Source organism: Clostridium thermobutyricum (assembly GCF_000371465.1).
GTDB classification, from domain to species: Bacteria; Bacillota; Clostridia; order Clostridiales; family Clostridiaceae; genus Clostridium; species Clostridium thermobutyricum.
This window is the reverse complement of the sequence record NZ_KB850958.1, coordinates 334,196-349,120: the sequence shown is the minus strand read 5'-3', so window position 1 is coordinate 349,120 and position 14,925 is coordinate 334,196. Positions and strand designations below refer to the sequence as shown.

At 24.2% G+C, this 14,925-nt stretch carries 19 protein-coding genes; 12 read left to right on the top strand and 7 right to left on the bottom strand.

The features are described 5' to 3' along the window. Positions 1-16 precede the first annotated feature (16 nt). From queC to HMPREF1092_RS15180, 5 genes are all read right to left on the bottom strand, one after another. Complete coding sequence (gene queC, locus HMPREF1092_RS15200) at positions 17-676, bottom strand: 7-cyano-7-deazaguanine synthase QueC (protein WP_002599566.1); 660 nt, start codon at positions 674-676, stop codon at positions 17-19. Positions 677-692: 16 nt separating this feature from the next. Then, the gene (gene folE / locus HMPREF1092_RS15195; protein WP_002599565.1) at positions 693-1,289 is read right to left on the bottom strand and encodes a GTP cyclohydrolase I; all 597 of its coding nucleotides are present in this window, start codon (positions 1,287-1,289) and stop codon (positions 693-695) included. Between the two features lies 1 nt (position 1,290). Next, complete coding sequence (gene queE / locus HMPREF1092_RS15190; protein ID WP_002599564.1) at positions 1,291-1,947, bottom strand: putative 7-carboxy-7-deazaguanine synthase QueE; 657 nt, start codon at positions 1,945-1,947, stop codon at positions 1,291-1,293. Further along, a complete protein-coding gene (locus HMPREF1092_RS15185) occupies positions 1,947-2,417 on the bottom strand; it encodes a 6-pyruvoyl trahydropterin synthase family protein (RefSeq protein WP_002599563.1) in 471 nt (156 codons plus the stop codon). The genes queE and HMPREF1092_RS15185 overlap by 1 nt, the downstream gene beginning before the upstream one ends. A gap of 334 nt (positions 2,418-2,751) precedes the next feature. Next, a complete protein-coding gene (locus HMPREF1092_RS15180; protein WP_002599562.1) occupies positions 2,752-3,138 on the bottom strand; it encodes a (2Fe-2S)-binding protein in 387 nt (128 codons plus the stop codon). 460 nt (positions 3,139-3,598) lie between these two features. Here HMPREF1092_RS15180 and HMPREF1092_RS17450 point away from each other — a divergent pair, with 460 nt between their 5' ends. From HMPREF1092_RS17450 to HMPREF1092_RS15145, 7 genes are all read left to right on the top strand, one after another. Continuing rightward, on the top strand, positions 3,599-3,736 hold the full coding sequence (locus HMPREF1092_RS17450) for a hypothetical protein (RefSeq protein WP_207637643.1): 138 nt from the start codon (positions 3,599-3,601) through the stop codon (positions 3,734-3,736). A 102-nt stretch (positions 3,737-3,838) separates the two neighbouring features. Continuing rightward, positions 3,839-4,453, top strand: a complete 615-nt coding sequence (locus HMPREF1092_RS15175; RefSeq protein WP_002599561.1) for a GNAT family N-acetyltransferase — start codon at positions 3,839-3,841, stop codon at positions 4,451-4,453. Positions 4,454-4,589: 136 nt separating this feature from the next. After that, entirely contained in the window at positions 4,590-4,994 is a 405-nt protein-coding gene (locus HMPREF1092_RS15170; protein WP_002599560.1) for a nucleotidyltransferase domain-containing protein, read from the top strand. Positions 4,995-4,996: 2 nt separating this feature from the next. Next, the gene (locus HMPREF1092_RS15165) at positions 4,997-5,446 is read left to right on the top strand and encodes a hypothetical protein (RefSeq protein WP_002599559.1); all 450 of its coding nucleotides are present in this window, start codon (positions 4,997-4,999) and stop codon (positions 5,444-5,446) included. 208 nt (positions 5,447-5,654) lie between these two features. After that, positions 5,655-6,146: a GNAT family N-acetyltransferase gene (locus HMPREF1092_RS15160; protein WP_040414503.1), complete on the top strand. Its 492-nt coding sequence runs from the start codon at positions 5,655-5,657 to the stop codon at positions 6,144-6,146. A 198-nt stretch (positions 6,147-6,344) separates the two neighbouring features. Then, complete coding sequence (locus tag HMPREF1092_RS16835) at positions 6,345-7,286, top strand: GrpB family protein (protein WP_242830431.1); 942 nt, start codon at positions 6,345-6,347, stop codon at positions 7,284-7,286. Between the two features lie 368 nt (positions 7,287-7,654). Then, positions 7,655-7,924 (top strand): hypothetical protein, encoded by a 270-nt coding sequence (locus HMPREF1092_RS15145; RefSeq protein ID WP_040414434.1) that lies wholly within the window; start codon positions 7,655-7,657, stop codon positions 7,922-7,924. A gap of 159 nt (positions 7,925-8,083) precedes the next feature. Here the strand turns inward: HMPREF1092_RS15145 and HMPREF1092_RS15140 are convergent, their stop codons facing one another. Beyond that, the gene (locus tag HMPREF1092_RS15140; protein ID WP_002599555.1) at positions 8,084-8,977 is read right to left on the bottom strand and encodes a TetR/AcrR family transcriptional regulator; all 894 of its coding nucleotides are present in this window, start codon (positions 8,975-8,977) and stop codon (positions 8,084-8,086) included. A 393-nt stretch (positions 8,978-9,370) separates the two neighbouring features. On the opposite strand from HMPREF1092_RS15140, the gene HMPREF1092_RS15135 reads away from it, so the two are divergent. Together HMPREF1092_RS15135 and HMPREF1092_RS15130 are read left to right on the top strand one after the other, a co-directional pair. Then, a complete protein-coding gene (locus tag HMPREF1092_RS15135) occupies positions 9,371-10,792 on the top strand; it encodes an MDR family MFS transporter (protein WP_002599554.1) in 1,422 nt (473 codons plus the stop codon). A 126-nt stretch (positions 10,793-10,918) separates the two neighbouring features. Beyond that, a complete protein-coding gene (locus tag HMPREF1092_RS15130; protein ID WP_002599553.1) occupies positions 10,919-11,233 on the top strand; it encodes a hypothetical protein in 315 nt (104 codons plus the stop codon). A gap of 40 nt (positions 11,234-11,273) precedes the next feature. On the opposite strand, the gene HMPREF1092_RS15125 is transcribed toward HMPREF1092_RS15130, so the two are convergent. Next, a complete protein-coding gene (locus HMPREF1092_RS15125; RefSeq protein ID WP_002599552.1) occupies positions 11,274-11,774 on the bottom strand; it encodes a hypothetical protein in 501 nt (166 codons plus the stop codon). A gap of 229 nt (positions 11,775-12,003) precedes the next feature. On the opposite strand from HMPREF1092_RS15125, the gene HMPREF1092_RS15120 reads away from it, so the two are divergent. From HMPREF1092_RS15120 to HMPREF1092_RS15110, 3 genes are all read left to right on the top strand, one after another. Continuing rightward, on the top strand, positions 12,004-12,369 hold the full coding sequence (locus HMPREF1092_RS15120; protein WP_002599551.1) for a MerR family transcriptional regulator: 366 nt from the start codon (positions 12,004-12,006) through the stop codon (positions 12,367-12,369). Positions 12,370-13,121: 752 nt separating this feature from the next. After that, positions 13,122-14,120 carry a cobalt transporter CbiM gene (cbiM, locus tag HMPREF1092_RS15115; RefSeq protein ID WP_002599550.1) on the top strand — a complete coding sequence of 333 codons (999 nt, stop codon included), beginning with the start codon at positions 13,122-13,124 and terminating at the stop codon, positions 14,118-14,120. A 4-nt stretch (positions 14,121-14,124) separates the two neighbouring features. Beyond that, a complete protein-coding gene (locus HMPREF1092_RS15110; RefSeq protein WP_002599549.1) occupies positions 14,125-14,922 on the top strand; it encodes an energy-coupling factor transporter transmembrane component T in 798 nt (265 codons plus the stop codon). Positions 14,923-14,925 lie beyond the last annotated feature (3 nt).

Genomic DNA, 14,925 nt, shown 5'->3' with positions numbered 1-14,925 from the left:
TTAATATTCCACCTTTTTATTTATTATATCTTCTTTTAAATTCTTCAAAACCATGACTTCTTAACTTGCAAGAAGGACAATCTCCACATCCTTCACCTTTAATTCCGTTATAGCAAGTTAAAGTTTCATTTTTTACAAGGTCTAATACACCTAAATCATCTGCCATTTTCCATGTATCTGCTTTATCTATCCACATTAAAGGAGTGATTATATTAAATTCATAATCCATAGAAAGGTTTAATGTTACATTTAATGATTTTATAAATACATCTCTACAATCAGGATAACCACTAAAATCACTTTGAGAAACACCTGTTATTATGTTTCCAGTTCCTTTTTGTTTTGCTAAAACTGCAACAAAGCTTAAGAATAAAAGATTTCTTCCATCTACAAAACTATTTGGAAGAGAATCCTTTGGCTTATCTTTATCAACTTCTATATCAACTCTAGTAAGAGAGTTTGGAGCTAATTGATTTAATAATCCTAAATCTAAAATATAATGTTCAACAGAATATTTTTTACATATTTCTCTTGCACAATCTAATTCAGCCTTATGCTTTTGACCATAATCAAAAGAAACAGCAATAACCTCTTTAAATCTTTTCTTTGCCCAAAATAAACAAGTAGTACTATCTTGACCACCACTAAATACAACTACAGCTTTATCATTAACCATAAAAAATACCTCTTCTCTAATTATTTAATAAAAGTTCTTGTCTTAATAAAATATCTTCTTTAAATCTTCCTTTAAAGCAACTAGTTTTAGTAAGAGAACCAGTTTTTTTAATTCCTCTTGCAGTCATACAAGAATGTTCTCCACTAATAAGGACAGCTACATCAGAGCTTCCAGTTGCCATTTCTATAATTTCAGCAATATCAGTTCCTATTTTTTCTTGAAGTTGAAGCCTTTTTCCTACCATATCAGCTATACGAGCAAGCTTACTAAGTCCAATGACCTTTTCTTTAGGAACATAAGCAATAGTAACTTTCATGTTATACATAAGAGCTAAATGATGCTCACAAAAACTAAAGATAGGAATATCCTTCATAATAACCATTCCAGAGTTACCTGAAGCTTCATAATCAGCAGAAAAACATTTTCCATACTTTTCTGCAATTTCTTTATTAGTTAAAGTAGTTCCTTCTAAAACTTCTTTAATCATACTTACAGCTCTTTTAGGAGTTTCTTTTAAGCCTTCACGGTTTGTGTCTTCTCCTATAAGAGTTAATAATTCTTTAATTAATTCTTCAGCTCTTTTTTCTTTTTCTTTTGATGTCCAGATATTCATTTTAAACTCCTTTCATCATAGGGTCCCAAATAACTTTATGCATTTGAATTTGGACTCTAACTTTTACTAATTTTCTTTTTAATAAGAATTCAACAATTTCTTTTGGTTCAATTTCCCCAAAAACAGGACTTACAAAAATTTCAGCTTCTGCTTTGTGCAAGTTTGTATTTTTAATTACTTCTTCCATTTTTTTTAAATCTTCTAAAGAACCAACAACAAATTTTACACAATCTATATCTCTTAAAATATTAAAATTTTCCATATCCATAAACTTTTCCATATTACTAGAAGGAGATTTATAATCAACTATAAATGATACAGAAGGGAACTCCTTAATATAATTTTTTAAGTTTATAGAACCATTAGTTTCAACACTTACATTAAAGCCATTAGAAACTAATTCTTTTAAAAGTGGTTTAGCATTATCTTCATTCCATAAAGGTTCACCACCAGTTAAAGTAATATTTTTAATATCTTTATCTAATTTGCTTATAATTTCATTTATAGACATTTCTTTTCCATCAGTTTTATTTAAAGCATAATCAGTATCACAGTAATTACATCTTAAATTACAACCAGCAAGCCTTATAAAGTTAGTCAGATTACCAGCTCTATTAGCTTCGCCATCAATACTTTGAAAAATTTCTACTACATTCATTAATTTATACCTCCATAAGTTGCTGCATTATTTGGAGTTTCATAAACAGTAACATAGTGAACATTAAAATTTTTTGATGGGATTTTTTCAGATAAAACTCTTTCAAGTTCATTAAAGAAAAATTTAGACATATTTTCAGCAGTACTTCTAAAAGGAACATGTACAATTCTAAATTTCATATCTTCACAAGCTTGAATAAAATTCTTTTCTTCTTTTGTAAGAGTTTCTTCCTTATAATCAGTTAGAATTAAGGCATGATCATAAACTTTAAAATATTCTTTAATTAAAGATTTAATATCTGAAAAGTCAATTATCATACCTTCAGAACTTCCAGATTGGATTAATTCATTTGCTTTTAATCCATATTTGATTCTCCATCTGTGACCATGGAGATTTCTGCATTTTCCTTTATGACCTTTAAGAAAATGACTTGAATCAAAACTTTCTTCACATTCTAATAAATAGCTCATATTTATCTCCTTACATAAAAAAATCTGAACTAAATAAGACGCTGCTATACTAAAAAAAGCAATAAAAAAAGGACGAATACCGTCCTTATAAACAATTGCATAACAAATATAAGTATAAAATAAAAAATTTTATACAAATTCCTATAGTTTTGTTTATAGACAGGATAGTTGCGAACTGTCTTATTAAGTTATAAAAATAATATCATATAAAAAAATAAAAATCCAAATAAAATTTTGTTAATTATTTTATATAAAAGGAAAGATATGAGAACATAATTATATATTTTCATATCTTTCCTTAAAAATTGTAGAATAATTAAATTTTTAAATAGTTTTATTTACAGAAAAATCTTTTGAAAAATCCTTTTTCCTTTTTAGGAGAAGAACCATTTACTTCATCGATAATAGCTTGTATAGAATTTTTACAGTTACCGCATCCAGTACCAGCTTTAGTAACTTCTCCAACTTTTTCTACAGTATTAGCTCCATTTTTAATAGCATCAATAATTTGAGCTTTAGTAACTTTATAGCAACCACAAACTATTTCATTACCTTTAACTTCATCAATAATAGCTTGTATAGAATTTTTACAGTTACCACATCCAGTACCAGCTTTAGTAACTTCTCCAACTTTTTCTACAGTTTCAGCACCATTCTTAATAGCATCAACTATAGTATTTTTAGTAACTTTGTAACAACCACAAATAATTTTATCTTCCATGTTTATTCTCCTTAGTTTGGATTATTGCAAAATGAAAAAATTTTAGATTCCTATATTTCTAAAAAGATTAGAATTTATAATAAAAATTTATAGCTTTTAAAAAACTCTTTCGCAATAATTTATTATTTAAATATTTTATCACTAATTAGTGATAAAAATAATATAGCACTAATTAGTGATATGTACAAGTGATAAAATATTATTTTATATTTTAATTTATATAAAGTTCATTGATTTAACATATAGTTATAAGAACATTTCTAAATAATATATTAATCTTTAAATAATGTAAGAGTTACGAAAGGTAAATCGATATGTTAAACCAAAGCAAAAGAAAAATTTAGTAAAAGAGGGAAGATAGCAAATAAATAATCTTGAAGTAGTTGCTCAACTATTTTTATCAAAAACAGTATATTCAGTTTTATCATGTGTAAAAATAGCAACCGCAGATTGTCTAATTATGATTTTAGTTAGTTTTACTTCAATACTATTATTAAGGGCAGTATATTTTATTAAAAAGAAAAGCGTAAGTATTATAGTTAAGAAAGAATTAAATTGGAGAGTGGAAAGTAAAGCTTATTTTATTGATAAATCATAGAATTAATAATACAATTGCTATATAAAATAAAATTAAAAATTTTTTTATTAAATATGAATTTTGCATAATTACTAAAAATTATAATGCTTGGAGATATTAAATATGGATATAGGGATTAGATTAGAAAATAAAGAGGATTTTAAAGAGGTCGAAAATGTGATTAGAGAGGCATTTTGGAATGTATATAAATCAGGATGTGATGAGCACTTAATTGTTCATAAACTTAGAAAATCTTCTGAATTTGTTAAAGAATTAGATTTTGTAATATGTGATGAAGAAAAAATTATTGGTAATATAATTTATTCAAAAGCAAAAGTTATAAATGAAGATAAAGAAGAGTTTGAAGTCTTATGTATGGCTCGACTTGGAGTATTGCCATCTTATCAAAGTAAAGGAATAGGAACTTTACTTATGAATCATTCCGTTAAGATTGCAAAGAATTTAAAGTATAAAGGAATTATTATTTTTGGAAATCCTAAATATTATCATCGTTTTGGATTTAAAAATGCAAAGAATTATAATATTCAAACTTCTTGGGGAGAAAATTTTGAAGAATTCATGGCGTTAGAGCTTTATGAAGATTCTCTTAAAGATATTTCAGGGAAATTGCATTTTAGTCAAGCTTTTGAGATAACTGAAGAAGAGATAAAGGAATTTGAAAAGAGGTTTCCTTATAAAGAAAAATTATTAACTGATACACAATTGAAAAAATTATAATTAAAATTAAGGAGTGTAGATATTTTTACACTCCTTAAAATTATTAGAGAAATTTATAAAACTAAAGTATTATATTTAAAAAGTTAAGTGAATATAGTATCATTTAATATATAGTTAAGAAAGGAGCTGAAATTTTATGAGAAAAGAACCTATTGAAGAGATAAAACTTGCCGATTTAAAGGGGATAAAAAATAAAAACATAATTTCACTAGCTACTTTTGGAAGTTTTAATACCAAGTATTGGCGAAACGGATTTAGTGATATAGATATATTAGTTCTAATTGAACATAGAAATGATGTTATGGAAGAATTTGATATTGAAGATGAAATAATACCTATATTAGAAAAACATTTTGAATATAATAAAATTCACTTAACATTTTTAGAAATGAAAGAATTTGATACCGTGTTTGCAAGACAATACATAGATTCAAAAGATAAATTGATATTAAATGAATTAAAAGAAATGGATTTTAGAATTTATGTAAATAAATATATAAGAAATAATAAAAATTTAAGTAGAGGTTTAAAAGGAGAATAGATATGTCACCTTATTATAAATATAAAAAAGAAAGCTTAAATAAAAAATTTAATACTGCAAAAGATACTCTAGCTTTAATGCAAGGAGCTATGAAAGAATATGAAAAAACAAATTCAATATATATAAAGAGAGGAATCATAGGATATTATCAAGATTTTACTGAATATATAATAGATATGTGTGAGACATATTTAGCAATGACTGATAATTATGAAGATGGATTATCTGGATTACAAATAATAAAAAAAGCAAATATTTATGGATTTATAGACTTTGAATTAGAAAAATATTTATTAGTTATAGTTAAACTTAGAAATAGATATACTCATGATTATTATAAAAGAGAAAGAGTAGAGGAAGATATATTTTCATTTTGCTTTAAGAAAATGGATACATTAAAGTTATTTTTACAAATAACTAATGAAAAAATTAAAATGGATTATGAATTGTAATTAAAAAGCTGATTTTTATTTTTAAAATAGAAATCGGCTTTTATTAATATATTCTAATAAATATATAGTTTTTTATATACTTAAATATTAAAAGTATATATTCAGAATAAGCATATATAAAACTTTAATTATTATATTATTTTTCAAAAATAAATATGATTTTATTAATTAACTTAAAAGGAGAATTTTATCTTTGGGGGGAGAAATATTGAGAATTAGAAGAGCTAAAATAGGAGATTCAAAGAAATTTTTAGATATGTTACTTAAATTAGATAATGAAACAGAATATATGCTTTATGAAGCTGGAGAAAGACCTAGAGATGAGAGTAGAGTAAAAGAGATTATAAGAAATAGTATGGAAGAAGATTTAGTTTTAGTAGTTAAAGATAATAAAGATATAGTTGGTTTTATATCAGCTCAAAGAGGAAGATTAAATAGGATAAGGCATTCAGCTTATATAGTTGTTGGTTTAAGAAAAGCATATAGGGGAAAAGGGATAGGTACAGAGCTATTTAAAAAAGTTGATTTATGGGCAAAAGAAGAAGGGATTACAAGATTAGAATTAACAGTATTGGCTAACAACTATATAGGAAAAAAATTATATAAGAAAATGGGCTTTGAAGTAGAAGGCTTAAAGAAGAAATCAATGTGTATAAATGGGGAATATGTTGATGAATATTGTATGGCAAAACTATATTAATAGGAATATCTATATTTTTGATAATTATTTATTATAAATATACAATTGTAGGTATAATAAATTGTTGTTTATTATTTTAAGAATTTGGAATAGACAATATATGCTTATATTTTTAAGCTTTAAATAAAAATACTTCTTTGAAAAACATAAAAGTTTATTTTATATTTAAATAAACAGCTAAAATAAGGTGATTTAATGATGAATGTGAATTTTTATAATTTAAATGAATTTAATAATGATATGCTTAAATTTGTAGTTATAATAGCTAAATATAAAGGAAAATTTATATTTGGAAAACATAAAGAAAGAGATACTTGGGAATTATCTGGTGGGCACATAGAAAAAGGTGAAATAGCAATTAATGCAGCAAAAAGAGAGTTGATGGAGGAAACTGGTGCTAAAAAGTTTGAAATAGAACCAGTTTGTATATACGGAGTTGATAACGGAGAAGGTGAGGATTTAGGTGCTTTATTTTATTGTGAAGTAATAGAACTTGGGGAATTACCTCCTTATGAAATAGGGCAAATAAGATTATTTGATGAGTTTCCCAAAAAATTGACTTATCCTTTTATATGTAAAAGTTTATTAAGAAAATATAGAGAGTATTTAGAACATGATTATAATAAAATTGGGTTAAGAAGAGGAACAGTTAGATTAGAAGAACATTCTTTAGTATGGGAAGAAAATGCAAAATTATGTATACAAGAATTAAAGGAAATATTTAAAGATAAAGCGATTGATATACAGCATATAGGAAGCACATCTATAAAAGGATTAAAAGCAAAACCAATAATAGATATTATAGTTGGAGTGCAAAACTTTAATATATTACAAGAATTAATTCCTTTGTTAGAATTTAACGGATATATACATAAGGAAGAAAATGATAATGAAGAGCATATATTTTTTTCTTGTGGAGACTTTGAAAATGATATTAGAACACATCATATTCAGATTTGTATATATGGTGATAAGAGATGGAATAATTGTATAAAATTTAGAGATACTTTAATCAAAAATGAAAATATGAAGTTAGAATATGAATCTTTAAAAATAGAGCTTAGTAAAAAATATTATAATGATAGAGTAAAATATACAGAAGAAAAAGATAGTTTTATAAAGAAAGTATTAATGATTTAAAAAATTAAATATATGTAATAGTCATTATACTGAATATTTATATAAAAAGCTCTTGTTAAATAATAAAAAATAAAGGCATCGTTTAAGATGCTTTTTTATTTTAAACATAATATCCATTGATTGGTTTTAATTTGCTAAATCCTATAAGGAACATATCTACTATAACTCAAAAAACTAAAATATATAGTAAGGAATAAAAAGTAATAGAATAGGTCTGTCTGCTAAATCAATTTTAAAAATGCAATTGAAATAATTTATATAATAAAATTTCAAACAATAACTGGATAATAAATTTAGAAAAAATTGTAAATATATATTTTGTATTATATAATAAATGTATAAATTAATTATGGAAGTTATTGGCAAATATGAAAATAAAAGATTATTTAGGTTTTTTTACATCTCTTGTTGGGGATGAAATAGATTATATTATTCATTTTAAAGATGAAAGGCCAGAAATGAGTAAGTATCCAAATTTACTTAAGTTAGGGAATTGGAACAACTATGGAGATAAGGGATATAGATTAGTTTGTAAAATAGGTAAAGAAGACCTTTTAGAACTTATATCTATTGAAACTGAAATAGATAAATCTAAAATAGAAATAGTTATTCCAGCAAATAATATTTGGATTAAATAGAATTTATATATACTTCTAAATTTCTATAATTATAAATTTATTTATATTAAAGCACTAGGATATTTAAGAAATATATTTTACAAGTTTAGATAAATAAAAGCATTAATGTTATACATTAATGCTTTTTTATATTTTAGATTTATAAAGATAAATATATTTTTATATTCCAGATTTTATATATAAACTCTTTAAAAATAAAATTTCTGGTTCTATTATTTTATAATTTGAAAGGTATAATAAAAGAGAATCTATTACAAATCTTCTTGGTTGCTCTTTTTTCATTTCCTTTTCAAGTTCAGAAGTAGCATCTAATAAGTCATCTTTATTACAAATACTATTGCATTCGTTTAATTTATTTTTTATCTTAGAGATATTATTTTTCCATTCAGTCAATAATACATCTTTATTTATACTAGATTTATCTTTAAAAAATTTAAATAAATCTGGTTTAACTAATGGAGTGTCTTTATGATGGAAATCTATAATAGAAATTATTGATTTGACTATAAAACTCGCCATTTCATTAAAATTATGAGAAATTGTTTCCTTAATTATAAAAATGTAATTAAACTCTTTTATTATTCCAGTCATAACGAGAACTATATCCCAAAGAATAGGTTCAATTTTTTCACCAAAAGCATCTAATAAAATTGAACTATACCAATTTAAAAGGAATTGTCTATTTTGTAAAATTATATTTTTAAATTTAGGATTTTTCATTAGACTTTGATTTTCATAGATCATTATTGAAAAATTTTTTTTATCATAAAGATGTTCAAAAAATGCATTTAATTTTGCTTTTAAAATATCAATTTTATTATCTTTTGCTTTCAAATCTATATTTTCAACATTAACAATCATTTGTTTATTAACATAATCTATTATATGAATTAAAATTTCTTCTTTAGACTTAAAAAACTTATATATGGTTGCTTTAGATATATTACATTTAGTAGCTATATCTTGTACAGAAGTTGAAGCAAAACCTTTATTAGAAAATAGATAAATAGAAGCATCTATTATATCAATTTTTTTATCATATATTTGTTCCATAAAACTATCCTTCTTAGAGCAATTATTAATAAAACTTAATTAAATTTGAGCTCTTAATTATTTTTTTATTATTATATTATTTGAAAATATTAAAGTCAAACTATGCTAGACTAAAATTTTTATAATAGAATAGGTAAAATTAAATTAAAAATGTTAATTTAAAGTTCATTTTAATTACATTGACTTAAATAATCAATTGTAATATAATTTTTCTTACAAAACTTAAGAGTTTTATAGAAAACTAATAAGTTTTCAACATAGCTATTATAGACATTGGTAAATTTTATATGGTAAAAATTTTATTTATAAATATTGAAATTTATAAATAAGGATTAATAAAAAGTATAAAACTATAGATAAGTTTATTGATACACAACAAGATGAGGTGATTTTATGGAAAACGGAAAGAGAGTAGAAAAAAAAGAGTATAATAGCGTACTTATATCAGCAGTAATGCTACTTGGAGCATTCATAGCTTTCTTAAATAGTACTTTTATGAATGTTGCAATACCAGACATAATGAAAGATCTACATATAACAGTATCTACAGCTCAATGGCTAAGTACTGGATACATGCTAGTTCTTGGAATAATGATTCCATTTACAGCATTTTTAATTGATAGGTTTAAAACAAGAACTTTATATTTTGCAGCTATGGGGATTTTTACAATTGGAACAATTATAGGTGCTACAGCAACAGGTTTTGATACACTTATTACAGCAAGATTATTACAAGCAGCAGGGGCAGGACTTTTAATGCCACTTATGCAAACAGTATTCCTTATAATTTTCCCAATTGAAAAAAGAGGATTTGCAATGGGTGTTGTAGGTTTAGTTATTGCATTCGCACCAGCTATAGGACCAACACTTTCAGGATGGATAATAAATAGTCATCCATGGAGAGATTTATTCTATGTAACTTTACCAATTGCTATTTTGGATTTAGTATTATCAATATTCTTAATAAAAAATGTTACAGATAATAAAGAAGTAAAATTAGATATATTATCAGTAATAACATGTATATTAGGTTTTGGAGGACTATTATTAGGATTTAGTAATGCTGGAAATGATGCATGGACTAATGTTAATGTATATGCACCACTTATAGTAGGGGTTGTTACACTTATAATCTTTACTTGGAGACAGCTTACAATGGAAAAGCCAATGCTTGATTTAAGAGTGTTTAAAAGCAAAGTATTTACTTTTTCAACTATAATAATAATGATTGTATATGCAGGACTTATATCTTCAGAACTTATAATACCAATGTATTTACAAAATGGAAGAGCATATTCTGCTTTTGATGCAGGACTTGCATTAATGCCAGGAGCTATAATAATGGGAATAATGAACCCAATTACAGGTAAATTATTTGATAAGATAGGACCAAGAGCACTTGCATTAATAGGACTTATTTTATTTACTGGAGGAACATTTGCTTTCTCATTCTTAACAGAAACTACTTCAGTTACTTATATAGTAGTAATGTATGCAATTAGATTACTTGGAATGTCAATGTTCTTAATGCCACTTACAACATCAGGATTAAATACATTAGATAGAAGTCTTTATGCACATGGTAATGCTGTTAATAATACTATGAGACAAGTAGCAGGAGCTGTTGGAACATCAATATTAGTAACAGTAATGTCAAAATCAGCTGAGAATTCTGGAATAGCTAATCCATTAAAAGCAACTATTCATGGAATGAATTCTTCATTCTTCTGGGCTGGAGTTCTTGGAGTAATAGGACTTGTTATTGCAATATTTGTTGTAAAGAAAGAAGATAGAACAAAAACTATAAAAGCATAATAAATTTAAGAGAACAGTTTTAAAACTGTTCTCTTTATTTTGTTTAAATAGTATATTATTGATGGTATACTTTAAATAAAATAATTTTTAAATAGTATATTTTTTTATATACGAAGGAGAAGATATATGGAAAAATTAAATAAAGCTGATATAGAAAGAATTGAAGAATTACATGATCTTTTTAGAGATAAGTTAATAGACTTAAGAGAGCATTTAACTAGCACTAATGATTCAATACATTCAGATCAATCTAAAGAGCTAAAATTAGCTATGGATAGCTATATAAAAGAATGTAAAAGTATATTAATCAAAAATAAAATAAAAAATGAATTTGAATTAAAAGAAATAAGCAAGAAATTTTTTATTCCAGACTTTTTAAATTTAGTATTTGATATTGATTTATTATATGTTGAAGAAGATGAAATAGATTGCGGATTATAAAAAATAAACCACTACAAATAAATTTGTAGTGGTTTTTATTTTAGTTAGCATCTAGTCCATTAAATAGATTAAATTCCATAACTATAGGTAATTTATCTAAATCAGAAACTAGTTGTCTGTTTCTTCTACACTTAAATGTGTGAGAATTCCCATTTTTTAAGACAATTTCTAAATTCATATTTTTAATTGATTTATCTTCATTTATTCTTACTAGTTCTATATCAGAAGGCTCATAATAATGAATAAATCCAATTATTGAATTATCTGATATGTATACAAAGGTCATATCTGTCAATATAACAAATAAAGAATAAAGAAATCCTATAGAGAAAATAGACATTGTAATAGAAGGAGTAATAATACAAGTAGTTTGTATTATTAAATCTATAAATAAAGCAATACTAATAGTTATCAATTTAAATCCTAAAACAACTTTTCCAGAGCTTTTAATTTTTGCAAATATAACTCTACCTAATATAAGAGCAATTCCAACACATGAAATTAAAAAATTTCCAACATAAAAATAATAATTCTTGTTCATCTTAAAACCATCCTTTGTAATTCAATATAATTAAATTTTAACATAAAAAAGAAAATAATGTTAATAAATTTTAAATAAAATTAATGAAAAATGTCTTAAAGAAAGATTTTATATGTAGGATATAAGAATATCAAAAGAGATTATATAAAGAAATACGATTGTATTTTATAATTAAAAATTGACTTGAAGTAAACTCTAAGTGTTAAAATATTAAAAAGAGGTGATTTATATGACAATTTCAGAAGTTAGCAAAAAATATGATATTTCAGCAGATACTCTTAGATATTATGAGCGTGTAGGACTAATTCCTAGAGTAAATCGTAACAAAAGTGGTATTAGAGACTATACAGAAGAGGATTGTGGTTGGGTAGAGTTTATTAAATGTATGAGAGCAGCAGGACTTCCTATTGAAACCTTGATAGAATATGTTACTTTATTTCAACAAGGAGAGGATACTTTAGAATTGAGAAAAGAAATATTAATTGAGCAACGTAAACAATTAATTGAAAAGTTAAATGAAATAAAAACTACAATAGAGCGTTTAGATTTTAAAATAGAAAGATATAATAATTTATCAGTTAAACATAAAATTTAATGTAAAATTCCAAATAAAGGATTGAAAAATAAGTGGAGTTATTAATGATATTTTAAAGTGGTGAATAAAATATTAATAAAAATAAAAAGCTATAGATCAGATCTATAGCTTTTTATTTTTTTATGAAACAATTTTAAAAATATATCTATATATTTAAAAAAATATACAATAAGAATAAATTGGTGATAATCATAGATATTACAATGGATTAGATAACTTTTAGTTTAAAATCTTTTTAATTATTAAATTAGGAAAAATAATATATTTTTATGAACTGTAAAGTAAAAGAATAAATGAAATATAAGATATATAGGTAATTTGATGAGGTTATTAAAATTAACAAAATGAAACAGAATTATTAAAAGATTTATATTATATTGAAATGCCTAAAGAATAGAAGTATTCTTGTAATTGACAAATACAAATTTGTAAAATTGAAAAATTAAAATCAAAATATTAAGTTTTTAAGTCATATTTATAATAATAACTATTAAAATTTAATAATTATTATTATGATAAATAAATGACTAATAAAAACTTATATGTAGGGGGAGGGATTTTAATATTTTAAATAATAATAATAATGAATAATCATGAAAATTCATGAACAAAATTTTTAAGTTATCATCAATATAAAGGTCAAAAATTATATAACCTAAATTGGTGAAAATTTATTTAAGGATTTAACTTTTCTTAAATTATAAAAGTTAAATGCTTACATAAATACTTTATACATAGAGGGGATAGATTGTATGCATATACCAGATAATTACTTGAGTCCAAGCACTTGTGCTGTAATGGGAGCAACTATGCTTCCAGTATGGAAATACTCAATAACAAAAGTAAAACAAAAAATAAGTAAAAAGAAATTACCAACACTAGGAATTTGTGCAGCATTTTCATTTTTAATAATGATGTTTAACATGCCAGTTCCAGGTGGAACAACTGCTCATGCTGTTGGTTCAGTATTAATAGCTTTAATTTTAGGACCGTATTCAGCTACGATTGCAGTAACAATTGCATTATTAATACAAGCTTTATTATTTGGAGACGGTGGTATTTTAGCTTTTGGAGCTAATACATTTAATATGGCTTTTGTAATGCCTTTTGTAGGTTATTATTTATATAAATTTTTGAAAAATAGATTTAAATTTAAAAATGGTGAATATGTAGCTGCTTTTATAGGAGCGTATTTAGGATTAGTAGCTGCAGCATCTTGTGCAGGAATAGAATTAGGAATACAACCATTATTATTTAAAGGGCCTTTAGGACATCCATTATATTGTCCATATCCAATAAATATTTCTTTACCTGCAATGGCTTCAGTTCACCTGATTGTAGGCTTAGTTGAAGGTATAGTTACAGTTGGAGTATTTGCTTATATAAAGAAAGTAGCTCCAGATGCAATTGTAACAGATGATAATACCCAAAATATTTCTTATGAATATGAAACTAAAAATAAAAAATCTAAATGGTATATTATAGTTCCTTTAATTATAATGATAATTTTAACTCCATTAGGACTTATAGCTTCAGGTTCTGCTTGGGGAGAATGGGATCCTAGTGAATTAAAAGATTTAGTAGGATTTATTCCTAAAGGTATGGCACATGGAATAAATTACTCACCTATAGGAAAAGATTATGGCTTTAGTGGATTAGGTGCAGTTAGTGGATATTTACTTTCTGCTGTAATAGGAGTTTTAATCTTAGTAATAATATTCAGAGTTATATCAAGTTTAAAAAAGGAATAATGTCATGGAAATAAAAGATTGGATGAAAAAAAAGGATACTTATGAACCGGAAAATGACAAGCAAAAATTTATAGATAAAAGCATAATAGACTTTATGAAGATATTATCAAAAATAAAAAGAAATAAAGTTGATGATGTTGGAATATTAGGTAAGTTAAATCCTTTAATAAAATTAATAGGAACTATATTAATAGTGATACTTCTTTCGCTTTCTAGAGAAAAATTTTATATATCAATAATATTGCTTTTTAGTTTATTATGTTTGTGTTCATTAAGTGGGGAATTACTAAAAAAGATTTTAGGGGTAAGTATTATAATTCCAATTTTCACTTTTATAGTTTTACTTCCATCTATTATATTTATGGGAAATGTTAATAATTCGTTATACTTAATATTAAAAGTATTTATTACTATAGTTTTAGTTAACATATTGTCTTATACAACCAAATGGAATGATATAGTAAAAGCTTTAAAAGTGCTTTTTGTACCAGATTTATTTATATTGATTTTTAGTATAACGATAAATTATATTTACATATTAGGGGAAATAGCATTAAATATGTTGTATGCTCTAAAGTTAAGATCTGTAGGTAAAAATAAAGAAAAAGGAAATTCTATTTTAAGAATAATCGGAAATTTATTTTTAAAATCTAAAATTATGGCAGAAGAGATGTATTCTGCTATGGAATGTAGAGGATTTACAGGAGAGTATAAATCAACAACTAAATTTACTATAAAAGGAATTGATATAGTATATATAATAATTTTAATTATTATTTTATTGATGTTTTTTGTAATATAAGAT

Coding starts and splice junctions, on each gene's coding strand:
- cbiM (WP_002599550.1), top strand. CDS start 13,122: ATGCATATACCAGATAATTACTTGAGTCCAAGCACTTGTGCTGTAATG.
- HMPREF1092_RS15130 (WP_002599553.1), top strand. CDS start 10,919: ATGGAAAAATTAAATAAAGCTGATATAGAAAGAATTGAAGAATTACAT.
- HMPREF1092_RS15135 (WP_002599554.1), top strand. CDS start 9,371: ATGGAAAACGGAAAGAGAGTAGAAAAAAAAGAGTATAATAGCGTACTT.
- HMPREF1092_RS15145 (WP_040414434.1), top strand. CDS start 7,655: ATGAAAATAAAAGATTATTTAGGTTTTTTTACATCTCTTGTTGGGGAT.
- HMPREF1092_RS15125 (WP_002599552.1), bottom strand. CDS start 11,774: ATGAACAAGAATTATTATTTTTATGTTGGAAATTTTTTAATTTCATGT.
- HMPREF1092_RS16835 (WP_242830431.1), top strand. CDS start 6,345: ATGAATGTGAATTTTTATAATTTAAATGAATTTAATAATGATATGCTT.
- HMPREF1092_RS15170 (WP_002599560.1), top strand. CDS start 4,590: ATGAGAAAAGAACCTATTGAAGAGATAAAACTTGCCGATTTAAAGGGG.
- HMPREF1092_RS15180 (WP_002599562.1), bottom strand. CDS start 3,138: ATGGAAGATAAAATTATTTGTGGTTGTTACAAAGTTACTAAAAATACT.
- folE (WP_002599565.1), bottom strand. CDS start 1,289: ATGAATATCTGGACATCAAAAGAAAAAGAAAAAAGAGCTGAAGAATTA.
- HMPREF1092_RS15120 (WP_002599551.1), top strand. CDS start 12,004: ATGACAATTTCAGAAGTTAGCAAAAAATATGATATTTCAGCAGATACT.
- HMPREF1092_RS17450 (WP_207637643.1), top strand. CDS start 3,599: ATGATTTTAGTTAGTTTTACTTCAATACTATTATTAAGGGCAGTATAT.
- queC (WP_002599566.1), bottom strand. CDS start 676: ATGGTTAATGATAAAGCTGTAGTTGTATTTAGTGGTGGTCAAGATAGT.
- queE (WP_002599564.1), bottom strand. CDS start 1,947: ATGAATGTAGTAGAAATTTTTCAAAGTATTGATGGCGAAGCTAATAGA.
- HMPREF1092_RS15140 (WP_002599555.1), bottom strand. CDS start 8,977: ATGGAACAAATATATGATAAAAAAATTGATATAATAGATGCTTCTATT.
- HMPREF1092_RS15165 (WP_002599559.1), top strand. CDS start 4,997: ATGTCACCTTATTATAAATATAAAAAAGAAAGCTTAAATAAAAAATTT.
- HMPREF1092_RS15110 (WP_002599549.1), top strand. CDS start 14,125: ATGGAAATAAAAGATTGGATGAAAAAAAAGGATACTTATGAACCGGAA.
- HMPREF1092_RS15175 (WP_002599561.1), top strand. CDS start 3,839: ATGGATATAGGGATTAGATTAGAAAATAAAGAGGATTTTAAAGAGGTC.
- HMPREF1092_RS15185 (WP_002599563.1), bottom strand. CDS start 2,417: ATGAGCTATTTATTAGAATGTGAAGAAAGTTTTGATTCAAGTCATTTT.